Here is a 23,154-nt window from a genome sequence, read left to right on the forward strand (position 1 = left end):
TATATCTGTTTAAGAATCCATTGTGTTTAAAAGTATTTTTTTGTTATTTTTAATTCAAAAAATAATTATTGTCGGCTAAAATAGGTTGTTCAAATTGGTTATGCAATACCCACTTTTGGTGATATTTTTGTTTAAAATGCATTAAAATTCCTAGTTGATTGAAATTTCATTTTTTATATCTTTGCTTAGTTTTTTAACTAATAAAGTAGTCTCTAATAGATTAATGATTATGAGATGTAGAATTTAAAATCTGCAATCTAAAATCTGCAATCTGCAATCTAAAATTATAATGCTCTACTCAAAAATAGAAGGTTCAGGAAAGCCTTTGCTTATACTTCACGGTTTTCTTGGGATGTCCGACAATTGGAAAACGTTAGGGACACAATTTGTTGCCGATGCTTTTCAAGTGCATCTGTTGGATTTGCGCAATCATGGGCGCAGTTTTCATTCAGATGAATTTAGTTATGAAATTATGGTTGAAGATGTTTATAACTATTGTCAAACAAATGGCCTTCAGTCGATTGATATTATTGGTCACTCAATGGGAGGCAAAGTAGCTATGCTTTTGGCAACTTCCTATCCAAATTTAGTTGATAAGTTACTGGTAGCTGACATTGGACCTAAGTTTTATGCTCCTCATCATCAAGATATATTGGCAGGATTAAACGCTGTTGATTTTTCGGTTAAACCAAGCAGAAATGAAGTCGAGGAAATAATGAAAAATTATATACCGGATTTTGGGACACGTCAATTCTTGATGAAAAGTTTGTTTTGGCAGGAACCAGGACAATTGGCTTTTCGTTTTAATTTGGACGTTTTTAATGAAAAAATCGACGAAATCGGTAAAGCATTAGCTTCTGGCTTCATTTTTGAAAAACCAACTCTTTTTATACGTGGGGGAAACTCTAATTATATACTTGATAGCGATTTTGATGGGATAAAGAAACATTTTCCCAATTCAACATTAGCAACAATTCCTGATGTTGGCCATTGGTTACATGCCGAAAACCCTACAATGTTTTATGAATTAGCAAGTGCTTTTTTAAAATAATTTAGTATAGTATAGAAAATTGATTATATTTAATGAAATTTTAAAAGACGAGACTATGAATTTGATTATTAGAATAATTGTTACCGCAGGATTGGTTTTTGGGATTGCTCATTTTTTGCCAGGTGTACATGTGGCTGGGCCTTTCACCGCAATGGTAGTAGCCGTTGTTTTGGGATTACTTAATATTTTTATTAAGCCCATCATGGTATTGCTGACTTTGCCTTTTACAATAGTAACTTTAGGCTTGTTTTTGTTGGTGGTAAATGCTTTGATTATTTTACTATGCACTAAGATAGTTGGAGGATTCACTGTCGATACATTTTGGGTTGCGATGTTTTTTAGTATCATACTGTCATTATCCCAGTCAATTATCTATTCTATTATTGGTGATAAATAGTTTTAGTTTTTTTTAAAAGTTGGAATGTTTTTTCTTTTTCTGAAGTTGAAATAATGTAATTTTGTTCAAAGATTTTAACCTAATGAATGTGAATTTCCTGATATAAATAACAGCTGCATCTGGTTTCTTCGGAATACCAAATGCAGTTTTTTTATGAATTATTATGGAGAGAAAAACTTTTAACTTTCAAACCAAATAACAAGAAGTAATTCAAATAACTATAATCAAATAATATAAATTATGAAAACTTTAATTATTGTCTTAACGGTATTCTTTGCTATAGGAACTGCTGTATCAGCTCAAACGACTGCTGCAACTGCCAAAAAAGAAGTGCAAAAAACAATGTATACTTGTCCGATGCATCCCAAAGTAATGAGTGATAAAAAAGGGAAATGTGCAAAATGCGGAATGGATTTGGTGGCGAGTAAAGAAACAGTACATACTGCCACAACAAAAGAAAATCAAGCTGCAACTTCGTTAAAAAGTAAATATGTTTGTACTATGGATGGTTCAACATCTGATAGACCTGGAAAATGTCCAAAATGCGGTATGGCAATGACTGAAAGAAAGATTGATAAAAAATAAATTGATCTGTAAAAAGATTGATTTTAAAAACAGCCTTTTTACAAGGCTGTTTTTTTTGTTTTAATTTTGGGAAATAACAATAAAAAGGGTTTTATGGGTTCTTATTACAAATGAAGACTTTAAAGTAAATGAATAATAATTTAAAGGAACTTGCTCAATTATTTTTAAAATTAGGGATTATTGGTTTTGGAGGGCCTGCTGTTCATATCACAATGATGAAAGAGGAAGTGGTTACCAAGAAAAAGTGGATAACCGAACAGCATTTTTTGGATTTGGTAGGCGCTACCAATTTGATTCCGGGTCCTAATAGTACTGAAATGGCTATTCATATCGGGCAGGAAAGGGCCGGTTGGAGAGGATTAATAGTGGCTGGGATTTGTTTTATTTTTCCTGCGGTATTGATAACAGGATTTTTTGCATGGATGTACAAAAAGTACGGACAGCTTCCAGAAATTCAGCCGTTTATTTATGGAATTAAACCAGCTATAATAGCGATAATCCTTTTTGCTGTTTTTCCTTTGGCCAAAAAATCTTTAAAAACAGTTGAGCTTTATTGTATTGGAATCTTAGTTTTGATATTGACATTGTTGAAATTTAATGAATTGTATTTATTGTTTGGTGCAGGTTTTTTTGCTTTATTTCTTTTTGGGATAAAAAATAAATTCTTTCAAAATACAAATCAAAATTTTCTGTTTATTACAATTTTTCCTTTTTCGGTCTCTCCCAATATTTCGATTTCCAATGGTGGTTTGTTTTTAATATTTCTAAAAATAGGTGCCATTCTTTATGGAAGTGGTTATGTTTTATTTGCTTTTTTGGATAGCGAGTTGGTTACGACGGGGGTTTTATCGCGTCATCAGTTAATGGATGCAATTGCGGTTGGGCAATTTACGCCAGGTCCGGTATTTTCTTCCGTTACTTTTATTGGTTACCAAATTAATAATTGGACAGGTGCTTTATTGGCTACGATCGGAATATTTTTACCATCATTTTTGTTTGTTGCTTTATTGAATCCGTTGGTGAAGAAAATGAGGAATTCGGTACTATTTGCTATTTTTTTGGATGCAGTAAATGTTGCGTCAGTAGCTATTATCGTAGCAGTTTGTGTGGATATGGGAATGACTACAATTACGGATTGGAGAACTATTTGTATCGCATTGACAAGTCTTGCTATTGCTTTTTGGTTTAAAAACATTAACAGTAGTTTTATAGTAATTGGAGGTTCAGTTTTGGGTTATTTGTTGACTTTTGTGTAAAAGTTTAATTTGTAGATTTGAAAAAAAATAATGTTATGTTGAAACTTTCGGAAATCTGGGTATATCCTGTAAAATCTTTAGGTGGAATTCAATTGCAAAAAGCCAAAGTTACAGATCGTGGTTTGGAGTTGGATAGGCGCTGGCTGTTAGTGGATGAAAGCGGGAGATTTTTATCGCAACGGGAATATCCTGTATTGGCTCTTTTCTGTCAGGAAATTGTTAATGATTTTTTGAGAATTACTCACAGGGTCAATTTGGAATCGCTCGATATTCCGCTTCATCCAGTTTTTTCGAATGATAAATCCAAAATTAAAGTTACGGTTTGGGAGGATACGATTGATGCTTTTGAAGTAAGTTCAAACACGAGCGATTGGTTTTCAAAATTTCTTGGATTTTCAGTGCAGTTGGTTTATATGCCGGATAAAAGTGAGCGAAAATTAGATCCGGATTATGCGATAACGGGAAATGAAATTAATTCTTTTTCGGATGCTTATCCTTTTTTAATCATTGGGCAAGCTTCGTTGGATGATTTGAATGGGAGGTTGGAAGTAAAGGTTCCGATGAATCGGTTCCGACCAAATTTTGTTTTTGCAAATGGAGACCCTTTTGAGGAGGATAATTGGCGCGATTTTAAAATTGGGAATGTTTCATTCGTTGGCGTGAAGCCATGCGACCGTTGTGTTATGACAACTGTTGATCAAGATAAGGGAGTGATTTCCGGAAAAGACCCATTGAAGACATTGGCTAAATATAGAAATTTTGGCAATAAAGTATTGTTTGGTCAAAATGTGATTGGACTTGAATTGGGAACTGTGATGGTTGGTGATACCGTTCGGATTTTGAGTTTTAGAAAATAGATTAGTCTTTTTTAGTTATTCATGTTTAATTTCGTCTATTCTTTTTATTAATTTGTCCGTTTCCAATAATGCGAGTGTTATTTTTTGCTGGTAAGTAATAAATTCTTCTGCTTTTAGATTTTCCAATGAATGGATTTTTTTGATTTGCGAACCTAATTCGGCCAATTTCCAAAAGCTTTCCTCGTTTTTTGGGTATGGAAAATTCTTTTTTAAAGATTCTTTGTTTGTAGAGCGGAAGGTTGATGAATGTAGAATGGCATATGCATAGTCGAGAATGTCGATTGAAGTGAAAGCTTCTCTGAATTCTAGACGAACTTCTTTGTTGTTTGCCATGCAAACGTTGCCTTCGGGGTCTTTTGCCAAAATAAAGTGTAAACCTGTTTTGTGGGCTATTTTATCGATCATTTCCTGTGTTAGATTTGGAATCCTTGTGTCATATAATTCGGGCTCAATACTTAGTTTGTATGCTGAACTTATGCCTGAAAGATATTGGTCTAGCGTCATTTTGCTTTGGTTTAAAGCGTTGATTATAACAAAGGTAGTTTATATGCGGATTCTTTGTGATGATTTTTGAACTAAACAACTCGTTTTGCAGATGCGAGAGGGATAGTAGGAAACTACCGAAGTAGTCCGGATAGCTCGACCGCATTTTTGGAAAGGGCCGTTTTAAGCGCAATGTGAATTTGGCCCTTTCCAAAAATGGGGTCTCGCCCAAGTCATTTTGTCTTTATTTATTAAGGCCAATTAAAAGCGTATTTAGATGTGTGATTTCTAGAAATAATTGTCTAAAATTCAAAATCTTAAAATACTTGTTTGCGTTGCAAAAATTTCATAATTTTGCAACCCAATTTTATAATGTAAATTAAAGAAGAAGATGGATATCAAAAGAGTAGCAATAGACGCTGTGAATGAAACGATTGTAATGACAGTTGTTCACATGGATTACAAAGGACAAGTAGCAAAAAGAATAAACGAAAAAATGCCTTTGGCGACTGTAAAAGGTTTTAGAAAAGGTGCTGTGCCAAAAGACCTTGTTGAAAAACAATACGGTAAGGCTATCAAACAAGAAGAAGTAAAGAAAGTTGTTGATTTGGCTTTGGAGCGTTTTGTGCAATCTGAAAGATTAAACCTTTTGGGAACTCCACTTCCTAAAGTAAACGAAAACTTCAACTGGGATGCTGAAGAATTGGTTTTTGAGTACGAAATTGGTTTGGTGCCAAGTTTTGAATTAGACCTTGAAGCTAAAAATGATATCGTAAAATATATCGTTACTGCTGATGATAAATTAATTGACGGTCAAGTAGCGCGTATCCAAAAACAATTTGGTACTCCAATTCCTCAAGAAGTTGTAGTTGCTGATTCTGATATTACCGGAACTTTTGTAAACGAAGCGGAAGGAATTAATAATACAACAACAATTGCTTTGTCAATTTTTAAGGATAAAGCGACTGCCGACAAATTTATTGGTAAAAAAGTGGGTGATGTAGTAACCGTAAACACTAAAGGGTTATTTGAAGATGACCACCAATTAATGGATTATTTGAAAGTAGGTCATGATAACGTTCACGGTTTGGCTGTGGATGTTGACTTTACTATCGAGGCTATCAATGGAGCTGAATTGGCTGAATTGAATCAAGAATTATTCGACAAACTTTTTGGTGCTGGAAATGTAGCTTCACTAGAAGACTTGAAAGCAAAAATCAAAGAAGATGCTGAAGCGCAATTTGCTCAACAAGCTGACCAAAAATTATTGGCTGATGTTCAAGAATTTTTGATTGAAAACACAAAATTTGATTTGCCATCTGAATTCTTAATCAAATGGTTGCAAACTGTAGGAGAAAAACAATTGACTCCAGAAGAAGCAATCGTAGAATATGCAAGATCTGAAAGAGGGTTGCGTTTCCAATTGATCGAAGGAAAAGCAATGGCTACAAGCAATATCCAAATCACTTTTGAAGATTTGAAAGCATTTACAACAAATGCAATCAAACAACAGATGGCTCAATTTGGACAAACAAATCCAACAGACGAAGAAGTTCAAGGAATTGTGGCAAGAGTATTGTCTAATCAAGAAGAAGTGAAAAGACTTTCTGACCAAGTTGTTGCGGCTAAATTACTTGAATTATTCAAGGAAAAAGCGAACCCAACTACTAAAGAAGTGACTTACGAAGAGTTTATTGCAGCTTCTTACGGAGAATAATTTATAAAAAAATAAGTATATTTGAGCGTCAAAATATTTGTTTTGACGCTCTTTTGTTTGAATAGGTTCTTATAAAACGAAAATGACTTGAAAAACGAGACAGTTTGTCACAAAAAAGAAAAAGGAACAACCTTTGCTTTACCATTTAGACAGAAAAACATTAGAAACTATACCTTATAAACTTATAAACTTTTTAAAATGGACTACGGAAAAGAATTCAAAAAATTTGCTATTAAGGGTCAAGGGGTAAATGCAATGTACTATGATAAAATAGTAGCTGCGATGAATCCAAAAAATATGACTCCTTATATTATAGAAGAGCGTCAATTGAATATTTCACAATTGGATGTTTTTTCGAGATTAATGATGGATAGAATTATTTTCCTAGGTACAGGAATTGATGATCAAATTGCAAACATTGTTCAGGCACAGTTATTGTTCTTGGAAAGTGCTGATGCTTCCAAAGACATTCAGATTTATTTGAATTCACCTGGAGGAAGTGTTTATGCAGGTTTAGGAATTTATGATACGATGCAATACATCAAACCAGATGTAGCTACAATTTGTACAGGAATGGCCGCTTCTATGGGAGCAGTTCTTTTGTGTGCAGGTGCAGCTGGAAAACGTTCGGCTTTGCCTCATTCGCGTGTTATGATTCACCAACCGTCAGGAGGAGCACAAGGTGTTGCTACCGATATGGAAATCAACTTACGCGAAATGTTGAAATTGAAAGATGAGCTATACCAAATTATTTCACATCATTCAGGGCAAACTTTTGAAAGAGTCCACAAAGACAGCGAGCGCGATTATTGGATGATTGCCGATGAAGCCAAAGAATACGGAATGATTGATGAAGTGTTGAGAAGAAGTTAAATTAGATAACAGATAACAGATTTCAGGTAGCAGTTTATTGCAGTCTGAAATCTGCAATCTGAAATCTGCAATCTAAAAAGATGGCAAAACAAGTATTACAATGTTCTTTCTGCGGAAGGAAAAAACCGGAAACCAATTTATTGATTGCTGGAATCGATGCTCACATTTGTGATAAATGTATCGAGCAAGCACACGGAATTGTTCTGGAAGAATTAAAAGCGAATAGAGGTTCTAATCTCGTAGGTGATTTAATTTTAAAGAAACCAAAAGAGATCAGAGCTTTCCTTGACCAATACGTTATTGGACAGGAGCAAACCAAGAAAGTGATGTCCGTTGCGGTTTACAATCACTACAAACGTTTGATGCAACAGCAATTGGACGATGAGGTAGAGATTGAAAAAAGCAATATCATCATGGTAGGGCAAACAGGTACAGGGAAAACATTGGTAGCCAAAACGATTGCCAAAATGTTGGATGTGCCACTTGCTATTGTTGATGCAACAGTGCTTACCGAAGCAGGTTATGTGGGAGAAGATGTTGAAAGTATTTTGACCCGCCTTTTGCAAGCTGCCGATTATGATGTAACCAAAGCTGAAAGAGGAATTGTTTTTATTGATGAAATTGATAAAATTGCCCGTAAAAGCGACAATCCTTCTATCACTCGTGATGTTTCAGGAGAAGGAGTACAACAGGCTTTATTGAAATTATTGGAAGGAACGATTGTTAATGTGCCGCCAAAAGGTGGACGTAAGCATCCGGACCAAAAATTCGTTGAGGTAAACACCCAGAACATTTTGTTTATTGCCGGTGGTGCTTTTGATGGAGTGGAGCGTATTATTTCAAAACGTTTGAATCGTCAGGCGGTGGGATATTCAACATCCAAAAACGTCGATAATATAGACAAAGACAATTTGTTGCAATATATCATTCCAAAAGATATCAAGGATTTTGGATTGATTCCTGAAATCATTGGACGTTTGCCAGTTTTGACACACATGGATCCTTTGGATCGAGAAACGTTGCGTGCCATTTTGACCCAGCCAAAGAATGCTTTAATCAAACAATATCAAAAACTTTTTTTGATGGATGATGTAGAATTTACTATTACTGATGAAGCTCTTGATTTTATTGTGGAAAAAGCATTGGAGTACAAATTAGGTGCACGTGGACTGCGTTCGTTATGCGAAGCCATACTTACTGATGCAATGTATGAATTACCAAGTTCTGATGATAAAAAGTTAGAAATTGATATGGAATACGCCAAAGAAACATTGAACAAAAATTTATTGAAACGTTTGGAGATAGCCTCTTAATATTCAATAACTTAATATAATCCCGCTAGCTTTTTAGCGGGTTTTTTTATGCCTAAAAATGAATTTAATTTGAGAATATTTGTAATTTTATGCAAAAATGAAACGCAAATTTTCTTAGATTTTTCTGTAAAGGAGTTGAAGAAATCCTTGCAATTTTTTACAGAATTGGTTTTATTACTCGATCCGAAATTTACGAATGATAAAGGTGCCTGCATTATAATTGGGACAAAAGTTTTGCCCTTGAGACGATGAATCCGGCGGAAAGGCAACGAGGTAGTTGGCAGGTTATTTTGGATAATTTTAGAAAACACGTTGAGAGTCTTTAAATAAAAAAATATTAATTTAAAATTCAGTACAGTATGGCAACAATTAATCCGTATTTAATTTTTAATGGAAACTGCGAAGAAGCTTTTTTGTTTTATCAGTCGGTTTTTGGGGGTGAATTCCCCTATGTAGGAAAGTTTAATGATATGCCCGCAGATGCTGAAGGTGGAGATGCGATATCAGAAGAGGATAAAAACAAAATTATGCATATTTCCTTGCCGATAGGGAAAGACTCAATTTTGATGGGAAGTGACAGTAATGAAGCTAGTGGTTCGGTTGCTTTTGGTTCAAATGTTTCGATTTCAATCAATACCGAAAGTAAGCAGGAAGCGGATAAACTTTTTGATGGGCTATCAGCTGGTGGAAATCCTTTTATGCCGATGAACCAAACTTTTTGGGGAGCCTATTTTGGAATGTTTGTGGATAAATTCGGAATCCATTGGATGGTTAATTTCGATGAAAAACCAACTAATTAAATCTACACATATGAAAATACTAAAACTTATTGGTTTAGGAATAGTTAGTCTTATAGTATTATTACTAATCATAGCGCTTTTTATCCCAAATGATTATACAGTTTCGGTTTCAACAACCATAAACAAGCCAAAGCAAGTGGTTTTTGATTATGCAAAATTGGTCAAGAATCAGGAGAATTATAGTATTTGGGTTATGAAGGATCCAAATGTAAAAATGGATTATCAAGGTGTGGATGGAACTGTAGGATTCAAAGCTTCCTGGGACAGTAAAGATGATAACGTCGGGGCGGGATCGCAACAAATTACAGCCGTTTCCGAAGACAGAATCGATGTCGATTTGCATTTTGAGCGTCCGATGAAAGGCGAAGCTAAGGCGAGTACAATATTGAAATCAATCTCAGAGAACCAAACAAAAATTACCGCCGAATTTTATGGGCATTCATCTTATCCAATGAATTTAATGAATTTTATGGGTGAAAAATATATTACTGAAGCCGAAAACCAAAATCTGGCCAACCTGAAAAAGATACTCGAGAAGTAATGTTGGGGATGTCGTGTAAGATGATGATGGAATAAATAAAAGTCATTCAAATTAAATTTTGAGTGACTTTTATTTTGACTTTAATAGAAATGATAATGGGTTTCTATGCATTAAGATTTTTATTGATATTTGTTTTAGGAGTAGTTTTGACACATGTTTTTCCGCCATTACCACCACAAATATGACTGGAGGAGCTGCAGGAAGTAATCATTATAACAGTTAGTAGAAGGAATATTCTTTTCATAGTGGCTTAGTTTTGCATTTTTTTCAATTGTTCGAGATAATCTCTTTTGTTGGATAATCTAGGGATTTTGTGTTGACCTCCCAGTTTGTCGCTCTCTTTGAGCCAATCATAAAACAATCGTTCTCTTGCCACATTAATTACTAGCGGATTAAGAGTCATGTTGTTGTACCGTTTGGCTTCGTAATCGGAGTTTAAAGACTGCAGGGTTTCATCCAATGCTTTTTGAAAAGCACCGATGTCTTTTGGTTTTTTCTTAAATTCTATCATCCATTCATGACCACCTTTTTCTTTGTCTTTCATGAATATTGGGGCAACAGTATAATCGACGACTTCGGTCTCAGTAATTTGGCAGGCTTTGGCTATGGCCTGATCGGTATTTTCTACCATTAATTCTTCGCCAAAAACATTGATATGATGTTTGGTTCTTCCGGTTATACGTATGCGATACGGATTTAAAGAAGTAAATCGAACGGTGTCGCCTATTAAATAGCGCCATAAACCGCCATTGGTAGTAATCACCATAGCATAATTCTTGAACAATTGCACATCTGCTAATCGAACGGCTTTTTGGTCAGGAGTGCCAAAAGTATCCATTGGGATAAATTCATAAAAAATTCCGTAATCCAACATTAGCAACAAATCACTGGAATTATTCAAGTCCTGAATGGCGAAGAAACCTTCGGATGCATTGTAAATTTCGTAGTATTTAAATTGGTTGTGTGGCAGTATTTTGTGGTATTGTTCCCTGTAGGGATCAAAACTTACACCCCCATGAAAATAGACTTCTAAGTTGGGCCAAACTTCCATTAGGTTTGTTTTTCCGGTTTCTTCGAGAATTTTGTTCAATAGGACTAACATCCAGGATGGAACACCGGCAAAGCTGGTTACATTTTCATTTTTGGTTTCGTTGATGATGGCGCCTATTTTCGTCTCCCATTCGCTCATCAAAGAAACCTTACTGCTGGGTGTACTGCTGAATTCGGCCCAAATAGGCATGTTCTCAATCAAAATCGCCGATAAGTCTCCAAAAAAAGTATTGTTGTTTTCGTAAATCTGAGAACTTCCTCCCAAACGAAGGCTTTTCCCCACAAACATTTCAGATTCTTCGTTGTTATTCAAATACAGGCACAATAAATCCTTACTGCCTTTGTAATGGCAATCTTCTAGTGCTTCGTTACTTACTGGTATAAATTTACTTTTGGCATTGGTAGTTCCGCTTGATTTGGCAAACCATTTTATGGGGGTTTCCCATAGCACATTTTGTTCCCCTTTTCGGGTGCGTTCTATTAAGGGTTCTAAGTCTTCGTAGGTCGAAATCGGAATTCTTTCAGTAAAAGTTTGATATGATTTTATAGATAAATAATCGTATTGTTTGCCAAAAACCGTTTGTTCAGAGGAGCGGATTAAATTCATTAACAATTCTTCCTGAACCTCGTTGGGATATTTGAGGAACAGTTCAATCTGGTGAATTCTCTGTTTTAAAAACCAGGAAGCAATGGAATTGATAATTGATAAAGGCATGGGGTTTGATTTAATTTATGATTGCTGATTAAAGATTTGAAAATAGATTCACAAATACTAACTTTGCAATAGTACCAAAAATAGTGTTTTTTTATAAAAAAATGCTTCAATTTGGTTAAATATTCTAACTCAAAGTATAGCCTTGCTTCCTGCAATCTATAATCTAAAATCTGCAATCTAAAATGACTTACCAAGGCGTACTCACTAAAATGCAAACTGAATTCGGGGATCCCATTCAATATTATTTGGTTTTCGAAAACAGTTTTTTGAACATGAATCAAGTATTGAACAAAGAGTTGGAAATTAACTTCGAGGGATATCAATGTTTGAATTGCGGTAAAAAGAAAAAAATATACCGTCAAGGATTCTGTTATGATTGCTTCTATTCGAGCCCTGCGGTGGGTGATTGGATTATGAAACCCGAGTTGAGCACCGCCCATCTTGGGATTGAAGATCGTGATTTGGCATACGAGCAACAAGTTCAGTTGGAGCCCCATATTGTTTATTTAGCCTTGTCCAGTGAAATCAAAGTAGGGGTGACCCGAAAAAGCCAAATTCCCACACGATGGATTGATCAAGGCGCGAGCCAAGCCATATCTATTGTTGAAGTGCCAAATCGTTACTTGGCCGGAATTACAGAGGTGGCTCTGAAAAGCCATTATACAGACAAAACCAATTGGCGCAAAATGATTCAAAACGACATTGTTCATGTGGATTTAGTCGCCGAGAAATTAAAGCTCGAAAAGTTAATCCCCGTCGAAGTGCAGGAATTTTATCATTTGGAGAAAAATGACGTTTATCAAATGCATTTCCCGGTATTGAATTACCCCAAAAAAGTAAACAGCTTAAACCTTGAAAAAGAACATAATTTCAAAGGGAAACTCGTGGGGATCAAAGGACAATACCTAATCTTTGAAGATGGTACCGTTTTCAATGTCCGAAGTTTCGAAGGCTATGTAGTTCGCTTGGAGATTTAAAAGCTGTTGGGCGTGCCATCATAAAGCAATGGGGTTAACTCATCTATATGCACCGCCCCCAAATAGTATCTAACTTTTTGGGGGCGGTGCAAAAATTGGAGATGGCTTTTATTTTGATTTAAACAATTTATGGTGCTGCAGGTTCTGCAGGTTTTTTCTTTTTGAACAAACCATTGATTAAATCCCCAGCTTTCTGTTTAATATCTTCTTTTTGGGCACTGGTTTTAGTTGTGTCGGTGCCTGGTTTTGCGTTAGTATTTAGGTATTTATCCAATGCAGAACCTCCCTTTTTAAGTAATTTATCGGATTGCTGTTTGGCCAATTGCATCGTTAAGTTGGTCATTACCGTTTTCATATCCGTCGAAATTTTCGGATTGCTGAATGAGCCAGTCATTAATGCATTTATTGGTATATTGTCAAATTTGGCAGCATCAGCCGGTGACATTTTTGAGATATAGGCATTGGCTTCCTTGCCTAGATATTTGGCAGGAACATTAAATTTGATGTTGTAGTCCATACTTTGGTCAAAACCGTGTGTTCCGCCAACAACCGCTTCAATGTCTTGGTATTTGATGTTAAACGGTTTTACGTTTACTTTTCCGTCTTTAAAGGTAAGAGCGGCTTTAATATCATTGAGGTTGACTTTGTTCAAGTCGATAAATTTCAGATTGGAGCCCAAGGCTTTTAACAAGGTCGAGTTATTGGCGCTTACGGTAGTGGAAAGCAATTGCCCAATTAAATCGCCTGTGATTGTTTTCAAATCCGGGGTCATTTCAGTAGCATCTAGATTTCCATTCAATTTGATAGTGGTGTTTATTTTTCCATTTACAATGCCTGCAATTGGAGCTATTTTTTTCAACATATCCAGTTGGGTGAAACTTTGTTGAATATCGACTTGGTTTAAATTAAGATTCATGTCAAATAACGGTGTTTTTCCTTTTGTGGAAACCGATCCACTGGCACCAATGTTTCCGCCAAAAATGGATGTTTTTACATTTTCCAAAGTTACTTTCTCGTCTTTGACAATCATTTTCCCCGAAACATCTTTCAGCGTTAAGTTGTCATACAAAACCGTATTGGCTTTTGCGGTAAGCGTACAATTTAAGAAAGCAGGGATTTTCAATGGTTCTGATTTCTTTGTTTTTGCAGTTGTTGTTTCAGTTGTTCCTGTAGCTGCAGGAGCAGTGCTGGTTGTCATAAAATCACTAACAGCAAGTTGGTTAGAAGTCATGTTGAAATTTCCTTTCAACTCCTGTTTTCTGAACATGAAACCGTAAAAATTATCCAAAACTCCTGTTACGCTAAGATCACTTTTCCCTGTTTTGGCATTGAATTGTTTCAAATGCACTTGGCTTGGGTTGAATTGCACCAAAGCATTACTGATAGTCATGTTTTTGCCATTGGCATCTGCATAATTAAATCCAGTCAAACCGATGGTTCCGGCGTTATTTATGTTTTGGTACTGACTTTTCTCTACCGAAGCCATATCGAATTTGGTGGTCACATCTGCTTTCAAAATTCCAGTAAGCGGTTTGTCAAGTTTGATTGGGTATGCTTTCGAAAGACTGGCCAAGTTGATGGTTCCTTTCAAAGCTGCATCAACCAATGCATTGGTACTGATGTTTTTGATGTTGGCTTTGGCATTGAAAACATCTTGGTCTATTCGGAATGAGAGCTTGTCGAGATTAACATACGTATCGTTCATCAGTCCGGTTTCGTTTACAATTTTGGTATCGATTACAATACTTTGAACCGATTTTGGCAAACTCGGATATTGGAACGAACCGTTGTTGGACGCAATGGCAATGTTGAATTTTGGAATGGTGGTGTCTGTAAGCATTCCTTTAGCAAAACCGCTAACTGTAAAATCCCCGGTCGTTTTTACGCCTTCCAAACTGGAAGAATATACAGCCGGAATCAACCCCAAGAAGTTCTTGAATGAGGAAGTCGGCGTTTTGAATTTCAAATCATATACTTGTCCCGCATCGACCAATTGTATAAAACCGTCAAACTCTAATGGCAATTGATTGATTAAAGCTTTGTTTTGCTTAAAAGTGTATTTGCTCTTCTCCAAATCAATTCCAAGAACCGCATCCAGTGACAAAGCAACATTTTTCATATAATTGATTTTGCCCATGTCAAATGATACTTTGGCTGTTGACTTGGTGTCCAAATCCAATTTTGAGTTGCTGAAATCTCCAGTTCCTTCGTGGTTCAAACTGTCAATGACCATTCTCATTTGCGAAGCTTCGTCAAAGTATTGAAACTTGAAATTCTCGATTTGATATTTCTGGATTTTTAATGACATGGGTTCGCTTTTGCCTTCTTCTTTTGCCTTGTTTTCTTTCAAGGCAATGTCAAAATTCCCTATTCCGTCCTTGTTGAATATGATGTTGATGAAACCATTTTTGGAATTGATCCCTTCAATTTGCATGGCCTCTTCCTTGCCCTTGAATAATTCTTTAATGGACATCTTCAGGTTCAATTCACCCAATGAAACCAAAGTATCGCCTTCAAAAGGGGCTTTGTTTATAATCAATAATTTATCTAAAGTAACAGTAGCTTTTGGGAAATTTTTGAATAAATTCAAATCAGCGTCAGAAAAGGAAACTTTAGCATCTACTTTTTCGTTGATAGCCTCCGTGATTTTAGCTTTTATTTGATCTTTAAAGAAATACGGAATAGCAAATAAGGAAACGACTAGCAGTACCAATGTAATTCCAACGATTTTTAAAATTTTCTTTAGCATATAGGTTGAATAATTTGGGTTGTTTATACAAAAATAAGGGTTTATGATGTTTTTGCTTATAAATTTATCATACGAAGTTAATATTTGTTTTTTTAATTGAATATAGTATCGCCATTCTTTAATCTTATTTTATGATTTTGAAATTATGAAGATTTGATAAAAAGAAACCCTTTCAGTTTTTTAATCTGAAAGGGTTTATAATAATTGAAAATAAATTAGTGAATTGAAATTTCAAAAGGCATTCGGGCTTGGATTCCTTTTTGCATTTGAATTTTTTTAATTTGCTGCAAAATAAAATAATTTTCTTCTCCTAATTCTCCTTTGATTAAATCTTCTTTTGATTTTGCAAAGGGGAATTTGGAAAAGATATCGCTAAAATCTTTTTCGTAAACCGGAAAGTTTTGGGTAGAGTAATCTTTAATTTTGGCTAATGTTGCAGCTTCTTTTAAGGCATCGTTTAAATTTCCAATCTTGTCCACCAAACCAATTCTTTTGGCCTCAGTACCCGTCCATACGCGACCTTGAGCTATAGAATCTACTTGTGCAAATGTCATTTTTCGTCCTTCGGCAACATGTGTTACAAATGTTTTATATACTTTCTCTATGCCTTCTAGGGTTACTGCTTTGAATTTTTCGTTCAAAGGAACAAATGGACTGTAATTAGCATTTTCATTGGTCATTACTTGTTCCGTATTGATTCCAATTTTTGTGGTTAACTGACTAAGGTTTGGTAAAACTCCAAAAACTCCAATTGAACCTGTTATTGTGTTTCTTTCTGCAAAAATGGTATTTGCGTTACAGGCAATATAATATCCTCCAGAAGCGGCATAATTTCCCATAGATACAACAACTGGTTTTATTTTTTTGGTTAGTTCAATTTCTCTCCAGATTAAATCAGATGTTAAGGCACTTCCTCCAGGACTGTCAACGCGAAGCACAATGGCTTTTATGTCTTTGTTTTTTCGGGCCTCCTGCAGCGAACGACGCATAGAAACTTCGCCGATCACATTGACATCTCCTTCACCGCTTTGAATTTCACCTTGCGCATAAATTACGGCAATTTGATTGTCTGAGTCTGAAATTATCGATGTTGTCGCTACTTTTTGTGCATAATCGGTTATCGATACTTTGTTGTAATCTTCATCACCTGCAACTTTCATCGCTTTTTTGATGGCATCATGGTACACATCTTCGTAAGCGACAATGTCAATAAGTTTATTTGCTTTGGCCATTTCTGGGGTACGAGCCAATAAACCAGTTGCGATTTCATTCAATCTAGAAGTGGATATATGGCGACTTTCCGAAATATCAGCAAGAACGGAGCTCCAAACAGAGTTTAGCAAAGCAGTGGTTTGCTCTCTATTGGCATCACTCATTTTGTTTTCAAGAAAAGGTTCAACTGCACTTTTGTATTTTCCGTGACGAATCACTTCCATTTTAACACCTGATTTTTCCTGGAAATCTTTAAAGAACATTATTTCGGTAGATAATCCTTTAAAATCAAGGTCTCCGGCAGGATTCAAATAAATAGTGTTAGCAACTGAGTTCAGGTAATAATCTCTCTGTGTATAATTATTGGCGTAGGCCATAACAAATTTTCCTGATTTTTTGAAATCATTCAATGCTTCTCTCAATTCTTTGCTTTGGGCTAATCCAAGTTCAGAATCTTGATTCAAAATAGATATTCCTTTAATATCACTGTCTGTTTTTGCAACAGCTATGGCATTAACGATATCGGTAAGTCCAATGTTTTTTTTCTCAGAAAAGACATCCATCCATGGGTCTTTGTATTTACCGGCATAATCATTGGAAATATTCTTCAGGTCTAATTCTATAACTGAATTTTTTTTGATCTCGACACCTTCTGACTCTCCTCCAAATAATGCTCCTATGAGTACTATCCCAAAGAAAAACAACATAAAAAAAATAAAAATACCAATAATGGTAGCCATCACATTTCCTAAAAATCTCATATATTATATTTTTCTAATAAGTTGCAAAAAGTGCATATTTGTTACAGTTAATGCTGAAAATAAATTGAAACACTCTGGGCAAATATACTGCTATTCTAAAATTCTTTTACTTAATTTGTGCCTAATATGGAATTACAGCATCAAGTTATTTTATCTCTAGGAAGTAATCAAGGCAATCGTTTGAAAAACATTGAATTGTGTCTTGCATTGATTCATGAGGAAATCGGTACTATTATAAAAGTTTCAAAATTATATGAAACGCCTTCTTGGGGTTTTGAAAGTGAGGCGTTTTATAATTGTGCCTTGGTTTTGCATACCACTTATTCTGCACAGAAAATCTTGGAGCTGGTTTTGGAAGTAGAAAAAAAGTTGGGTCGTATTCGCAAGGAGAATGCGGGTTATCAATCCAGAATAATTGATATTGATTTGATTGCTTTTGATGATGAAATCCTAGATTTGGATCATCTTCAAATTCCACATCCGTTAATGCAAAACCGAAAATTTGTTTTGTTGCCTTTTCAGGATTTGAATGTGGATTGGATGCATCCCGTTCTGAAAAAAACAATTTCAGAGTTAATTCAGATTACGCCAGATGACAGTATTTGTGAAGTAGTTCAAAAATTGCAAAGTCCTTTGGATAAAATAATATTGAATCAATATAACTACATTGCAATTGAAGGTAATATTGGTGCGGGAAAATCGACTTTGGCACTAAAAATGGCAGAAGATTTTAATGCTAAAACCGTTTTGGAGCGTTTTGCCGATAATCCATTTTTGCCTAAATTTTACGAGGATCAAAGCCGTTATGCCTTTTCACTTGAAATGTCTTTCCTGGCGGACAGGTACCAACAGTTGTCGGATGATTTGTCACAATTTGATTTGTTTAAGGATTTTATCATTGCCGATTATCATATTTTTAAATCGTTGTTATTTTCTAAAATTACTTTAGAAGAAGACGAGTTCAGGTTGTATCGTACATTATTTGATATCATTTATAAAGAAATGCCAAAGCCTGATTTGTATATTTATCTATATCAAAATACAAATCGATTGTTGCAAAACATAAAAACTCGAGGTAGAAGCTACGAACAAGATATCACAGCAGACTATTTGGAAAAAATAAATAAAGGATACTTGGAGTATATCAAGACCCAAACCGATTTGAATGTTTTGATCATCGATGTTTCTGATCGAGACTTTGTAAATAATCAGGAGGATTATCTTTTTATTTTAAATTCTATCCAAGAGAAAAGTAATCTGTGACATTATCTTTTCAAAGAGAAATGTCCTTTCAATTCTGGACTATTCGGATCTAATTTTAATATATACCAATAATCGGTTGCAGGCAAAATATTTTTGTTGAAGGTGCCGTCCCAACTGCGATTTAAATTATTAAGTAGCGTAATTATTTTTCCGTAACGGTCAAAAATTGTTATCTCCGCTAATGGGTAATTGAGCAATCCTTTTACTTCCCAGACATCATTAAATCCGTCATTGTTTGGAGTGAAGTATTTGGGTGCGATTAGTACAATAAAGTTTTTTGTAATTGGATTTTCACATGAGTTTATTTCCCTTACGTAAGCAGTTTGGTATCCGCTTGGAACATTTGTAAATACATTGGAACTTTGATAATTGATTCTGTCTATAGAGTATTCAAAATAATTTTGTGGATTTTTCAAACGAATAGTTACCTGTGATTCATCTGCTTTAATTGGGTCAATAATTTCAGGGATTGGGTGCTGAAAAACCGTAATGGTTTTTGTAACGGTACAGCTTTCGGGTTCGGGAGTTTTGATTTTTACGGTAAATACACCAGGATTGTTTGGAATTATTGTTTTAGTATTTTCACCGGTTGACCATAAGTAAGTGATTCCGTTTAAAGTCGCATCTAGTGTTATTTTATTTTTGGTGCACCAAAGAATTTCTTCGTCTTCAACTTTTGGTAAGTCATATACAATTACGTTGATTTTTATTCGACTACCATTACTGCAACCATTACTAACGGCTTCAACATAATAATCGGTATTTTTTGAAAAATTTCTGGTGAAACTAGGTCCGATTCCAACGAGACTGTTATTCGTGGGTCCTTCATACCAATAGGTTTCTCCTTCACTCGAAAGCACTGATAAAGTTGCATCGCCTGGCCCGCAGGTTGTAAATGTGGTTTGTGGTGTTGTAATGACTGGAATTGTATATATAGTTGCCGTTATTGGAGTACGTTCAGATGTTTTTGCGCAGAAGGCATAAGCGGTTTCTATGTAATAAGTAGTTGTGCTTGATAATTTTGGCGTGGTGAATTGATTTCCAGAAGCAATTGGAATTCCGTCAGTTTCATTTTCATACCATTTAACTTCACCTAAATTAGCACTGGCTTCTAAAGTTACTTCGCCTATATCACATCTAGAAGCAGTTGTAGTTTTTGTTATTTGAGGAATGGTCAATGTCGTACTTGTCGCAATTTGAAGTTCTGGATCCGAAGGCATGCCTCCATACTCTACAATATAGCCTCTTGATTTCATCGACCACGTTGTTGTTCCGTTATAGGTTAAGTCAATCCAAGAGCCCTTTAGGCCGAGACTTGAATCTTTATCTAAAATATGAGCGAAATGTTCTAGACCTGTACCATTATCGGGTTCGTTATTGGTGCCATTTTTTCTATTCCAATAGGCAAAATTTGGAGTATAACCAGGTCCGAAAATATTGGAATATTTAACGCCACCGGGTCCTACTTCTAGATTACTCCAGAATAAAGTGCCGTTTTCTGGACCTGTTAACCATCTCCATTCTCCTTCTACTTTATAATCAGATCCGCCAATCCAGCCAGTTCCGGGTAATTGTTCGCCTATTATTTGTTGCTCTTCGGCAGATAAGATAGTAGCTAAATATCCTTTTAAACCAAAGTAAGTTTTTGTTTCTGCGGCTGTTCTGGCATCTCCCCAAGTGATTCCCGGTGATTCAAAATACTCATAAAAATGTTGATTGGTTGGTAAATAATTCGCTTTGTCTATACTTATTGAAAACGTTCTGTTTCCGGTTGGCTTTTTGGAAGAGTTGGTGTAAACTACATCTTTTATTGCCGTAATAAATTCAGTGTATGATGTCAAAATTCCATTTACGGGTGCCGATAGTTTTAGTTTACCCGCATTGGGATCCCAATTTGCAGCAATCGAAGGATGATTTCCTGAAAGAGTTAACAAATCTTGTTTGTTATTATATCCAACAGAAATTTGAATGTAAATAGATTGGGTGTTAGTGTTGTCAGGGTCGGTAATATTCATGTCAGTTACGATAGGAATACTGGTTTGTGGACAATAAATTTGATTTCCAGTAGCTTTTAGGAAAGGAGGAATATTGTCTAATGTTTTATTTTTATTGGTGTTGAAAGTGGTAAGTGTATTTTCTTTTTTTAGAATGCTATCATTTTTTCTTTGACATATATCATTTGCATAGCTTGTTTTTGAAAAAACAGTAAGCAATGGTATTAGTATAAAAAAAATAATTTTTCTTGTCATTTTATAAAAGTATTCATTTTTTTTAAAATAAAAGTGAACTTGTCTAAAATGAATATTTACAATGAATTTAAAATCAAGAACTTATCTCTTTAAAGAGAAATGTCCTTTCAATTCGGGGCTATTAGGGTCCAATTTTAACAGGTACCAATAGTCAGTTGCGGGTAAAGGTTTTTTGTTGAAATTGCCATCCCAACTGTGATTGGAATGATTGAGTTGGGTTATTAATTTTCCATAACGGTCAAAAAGGGAAACTTCGGCCAATGGATAGTTTATTAATCCTTTTATTTCCCAAACATCATTGAATCCATCATTGTTTGGAGTGAAATATTTTGGGACAATAATGACGATGAAAGGTTCACTGTCAGTATTGCATTTGTTGATATCGCGAACATAAGCGGTTTGTAATCCACTGGGTGCATTAGTGAAAATATTGGAATTTTGGTAGTTATATCCGTCAATTGAGAATTCAAAATAATCTTCCGTTTTTGCTAGTTCTATTGTAACGGTTGTTTCGTCGACTTTCACCTCTTTTATTTCAGGTTTATTGTCCTCAGCTACGGTAATTGTTTTTCTTTTAGTACAACTTTCAGGCGTAAGACTAGTTACATCCACTGTGTAAATTCCTGTTGTTGAAACGTCAATTGTTTGCGTAGTTTCATTTGTTGACCATAAATAGCTCATATTGGGAATTGCCGCATCTAAGGTAACTGTGCTGAGATTACATTTTTTTACAGTTTCATCAGTAACTGCCGGTAATGGGTAAACAATTAAGTCAACAGGAATTTTATTGTTGTTTGTGCAACCGCCGTTTATTGCTTCAGCGTAATAAGTTGTATTTGAAGGAATATGAGGTGTGGTGTAGGACAATCCTGTGCCTACAACAGTTCCGCCAATTTGAGAATACCAATTTATGGTTCCAATAGAGGGCGTCGCTGTCAATGTAAATAGTCCAGGTCCGCAATTGGTTACGGGAGAGTTTGTATCTGTGATTGTGAGAGTAGGGGTGGTGATTATTTTCGCTTCGACAGCAGTTCTGCTACTAGAACAACTAGCGGTTGCTGTTTCAACATAATAAACGGTTGTTGCATTTATATTCGGCGTGATAAAGCTGGTACCGGTTCCCATAAAACTACCACCAGTTACAGCATCATACCAATTAATAGTTCCTGTTGTAGCGGTAGCTTGTAGAGTAACAGTTCCTGCATCGCATCTGGATGCTGGTTTGGTACTTGTTATAGATGCGATAGTCAAAGTAGTACTGGCCGAAAGTTGTAAAACGGGATCTCCGGGAGTTCCTCCATATTCCACAATGTATCCTTTAGGCTGGTAGTCACCACTTGGACTTCCGGCATTAGCTAAATCATTCCAAGAACCGGCTATTCCAACTCCTGGTGCTGTGATATGGGCATAATCTTCATCTCCAGCTTGATTAGGTTCTCCTGAGTTCCAGAAAGCAAAATTGGGACTTGATCCACTGGAAAGGCCATTCCAAAAAATAGTGCCCGCCTCAGGTCCAGTTACCCATTTCCAAACGTTTTCAGTTTCTGCATCACTTCCTCCAATCCATCCTGCTCCCGGCGCTTGTTTTCCTGCTAATTGCGCTTCGTCTGCGGCGGTAAGCGTAGCCAAATAGCCCTTAAGACCGTAATAGGTTCTGATGTCAGCTGCGGTTTTGGCATCGGTCCAGGTAATTCCTAAGTTAGGCACGTATTCATAATAATGACCGTTACGTGGTAAATAATTGGCCTGTCCTATACTGATTGAAAATTTTCTTATCCCTGAGGGTGTGGCCGAAGAATTGCTAAATTGAACGTCTTTTATGGCGCTTTCAAAATCGGTATAGGTTACTTGTGCTCCTGTGGGACTTTTTAATGTTAATTTCCCTTCATTAGAGTTCCAGCTGCTTATAATTGAGGTGTGGGATAAAGCGTTATTAAGAGATAACAGGTCTTCTCCCTTGACATAACCTGATGAAATCTGTATGTAAATGGCATCTGTGCCAGTGTCATCAGGGTCAGTTATAGTAATGTTGGTTGCAATATTGACGTTGGTTAAAGGGCAATAGGTTTGATCCCCATCCGCTTTCAGTGTTGGAGCTACATTGGCAAAAGAATGAGATGCTTTGCTTGGTTTTGTTAATCCTTTTTTAGGAGGATTAGATATGATATTAGCATAGCCAAAATTGGAAATTGAAAATGCAAAAAATAGTAGTATGTTGATGTGGAGTCTAATTTTCATTTTATAAAAATAGGCTTTTAAATCAAAATGCAAAAGTTTGTTTAGAAGTTTATTAGATAAAAAAAGA

Annotated in this window: 19 protein-coding genes; 12 read left to right on the forward strand and 7 right to left on the reverse strand. The window is 35.5% G+C overall.

All coding sequences use genetic code 11. The features are described from left to right. Positions 1–289: 289 nt before the first annotated feature. The 5 genes from DOS84_RS09135 (at position 290) to DOS84_RS09155 (ending at position 4,146) form a co-directional block, all read left to right on the forward strand. On the forward strand, positions 290–1,051 hold the full coding sequence (locus tag DOS84_RS09135) for an alpha/beta fold hydrolase (RefSeq protein WP_111409822.1): 762 nt from the start codon (positions 290–292) through the stop codon (positions 1,049–1,051). A gap of 55 nt (positions 1,052–1,106) precedes the next feature. Continuing rightward, on the forward strand, positions 1,107–1,448 hold the full coding sequence (locus DOS84_RS09140) for a phage holin family protein (protein WP_111409823.1): 342 nt from the start codon (positions 1,107–1,109) through the stop codon (positions 1,446–1,448). A gap of 240 nt (positions 1,449–1,688) precedes the next feature. Further along, positions 1,689–2,033, forward strand: coding sequence for a heavy metal-binding domain-containing protein (locus DOS84_RS09145; RefSeq protein WP_111409824.1), 345 nt, complete (start codon positions 1,689–1,691; stop codon positions 2,031–2,033). A 128-nt stretch (positions 2,034–2,161) separates the two neighbouring features. Next, positions 2,162–3,289 (forward strand): chromate efflux transporter, encoded by a 1,128-nt coding sequence (chrA, locus tag DOS84_RS09150; protein ID WP_111409825.1) that lies wholly within the window; start codon positions 2,162–2,164, stop codon positions 3,287–3,289. Between the two features lie 35 nt (positions 3,290–3,324). Then, positions 3,325–4,146 (forward strand): MOSC domain-containing protein, encoded by an 822-nt coding sequence (locus tag DOS84_RS09155; RefSeq protein WP_207802038.1) that lies wholly within the window; start codon positions 3,325–3,327, stop codon positions 4,144–4,146. A 15-nt stretch (positions 4,147–4,161) separates the two neighbouring features. On the opposite strand, the gene DOS84_RS09160 is transcribed toward DOS84_RS09155, so the two are convergent. Continuing rightward, entirely contained in the window at positions 4,162–4,650 is a 489-nt protein-coding gene (locus tag DOS84_RS09160; RefSeq protein ID WP_111409826.1) for a type ISP restriction/modification enzyme, read from the reverse strand. A gap of 370 nt (positions 4,651–5,020) precedes the next feature. Between DOS84_RS09160 and DOS84_RS09165 the strand changes: the two genes are divergently transcribed. From DOS84_RS09165 to DOS84_RS09190, 5 genes are all read left to right on the forward strand, one after another. After that, positions 5,021–6,346, forward strand: coding sequence for a trigger factor (locus DOS84_RS09165; protein ID WP_111409827.1), 1,326 nt, complete (start codon positions 5,021–5,023; stop codon positions 6,344–6,346). A gap of 198 nt (positions 6,347–6,544) precedes the next feature. Further along, complete coding sequence (clpP, locus tag DOS84_RS09170) at positions 6,545–7,219, forward strand: ATP-dependent Clp endopeptidase proteolytic subunit ClpP (protein WP_111409828.1); 675 nt, start codon at positions 6,545–6,547, stop codon at positions 7,217–7,219. Positions 7,220–7,299: 80 nt separating this feature from the next. After that, a complete protein-coding gene (clpX, locus tag DOS84_RS09175; RefSeq protein ID WP_111409829.1) occupies positions 7,300–8,532 on the forward strand; it encodes an ATP-dependent Clp protease ATP-binding subunit ClpX in 1,233 nt (410 codons plus the stop codon). 359 nt (positions 8,533–8,891) lie between these two features. Continuing rightward, complete coding sequence (locus DOS84_RS09185; RefSeq protein ID WP_111409831.1) at positions 8,892–9,332, forward strand: VOC family protein; 441 nt, start codon at positions 8,892–8,894, stop codon at positions 9,330–9,332. Positions 9,333–9,342: 10 nt separating this feature from the next. After that, a complete protein-coding gene (locus DOS84_RS09190; protein ID WP_111410009.1) occupies positions 9,343–9,873 on the forward strand; it encodes an SRPBCC family protein in 531 nt (176 codons plus the stop codon). Between the two features lie 103 nt (positions 9,874–9,976). Here the strand turns inward: DOS84_RS09190 and DOS84_RS19080 are convergent, their stop codons facing one another. Both DOS84_RS19080 and DOS84_RS09195 read right to left on the reverse strand, forming a co-directional pair. Next, complete coding sequence (locus DOS84_RS19080; protein WP_165830418.1) at positions 9,977–10,117, reverse strand: hypothetical protein; 141 nt, start codon at positions 10,115–10,117, stop codon at positions 9,977–9,979. Positions 10,118–10,123: 6 nt separating this feature from the next. Then, complete coding sequence (locus DOS84_RS09195; RefSeq protein ID WP_111409832.1) at positions 10,124–11,638, reverse strand: GH3 auxin-responsive promoter family protein; 1,515 nt, start codon at positions 11,636–11,638, stop codon at positions 10,124–10,126. 182 nt (positions 11,639–11,820) lie between these two features. On the opposite strand from DOS84_RS09195, the gene DOS84_RS09200 reads away from it, so the two are divergent. After that, positions 11,821–12,615 (forward strand): DUF2797 domain-containing protein, encoded by a 795-nt coding sequence (locus DOS84_RS09200; protein ID WP_111409833.1) that lies wholly within the window; start codon positions 11,821–11,823, stop codon positions 12,613–12,615. 127 nt (positions 12,616–12,742) lie between these two features. Here DOS84_RS09200 and DOS84_RS09205 read toward each other — a convergent pair whose 3' ends face one another. Both DOS84_RS09205 and sppA read right to left on the reverse strand, forming a co-directional pair. Continuing rightward, a complete protein-coding gene (locus DOS84_RS09205) occupies positions 12,743–15,364 on the reverse strand; it encodes an AsmA family protein (protein ID WP_111409834.1) in 2,622 nt (873 codons plus the stop codon). Between the two features lie 215 nt (positions 15,365–15,579). Next, a complete protein-coding gene (gene sppA / locus DOS84_RS09210) occupies positions 15,580–17,337 on the reverse strand; it encodes a signal peptide peptidase SppA (protein WP_111409835.1) in 1,758 nt (585 codons plus the stop codon). Positions 17,338–17,463: 126 nt separating this feature from the next. Between sppA and folK the strand changes: the two genes are divergently transcribed. Beyond that, positions 17,464–18,600: a 2-amino-4-hydroxy-6-hydroxymethyldihydropteridine diphosphokinase gene (gene folK, locus DOS84_RS09215; RefSeq protein ID WP_111409836.1), complete on the forward strand. Its 1,137-nt coding sequence runs from the start codon at positions 17,464–17,466 to the stop codon at positions 18,598–18,600. Between the two features lie 2 nt (positions 18,601–18,602). Here the strand turns inward: folK and DOS84_RS09220 are convergent, their stop codons facing one another. Both DOS84_RS09220 and DOS84_RS09225 read right to left on the reverse strand, forming a co-directional pair. After that, complete coding sequence (locus DOS84_RS09220; protein WP_111409837.1) at positions 18,603–20,849, reverse strand: T9SS type B sorting domain-containing protein; 2,247 nt, start codon at positions 20,847–20,849, stop codon at positions 18,603–18,605. 81 nt (positions 20,850–20,930) lie between these two features. After that, positions 20,931–23,087, reverse strand: a complete 2,157-nt coding sequence (locus DOS84_RS09225) for a T9SS type B sorting domain-containing protein (protein WP_111409838.1) — start codon at positions 23,085–23,087, stop codon at positions 20,931–20,933. Positions 23,088–23,154: the final 67 nt, after the last annotated feature.

It is taken from the genome of Flavobacterium aquariorum, assembly GCF_003254745.1.
GTDB classification, from domain to species: domain Bacteria; phylum Bacteroidota; class Bacteroidia; order Flavobacteriales; family Flavobacteriaceae; genus Flavobacterium; species Flavobacterium aquariorum.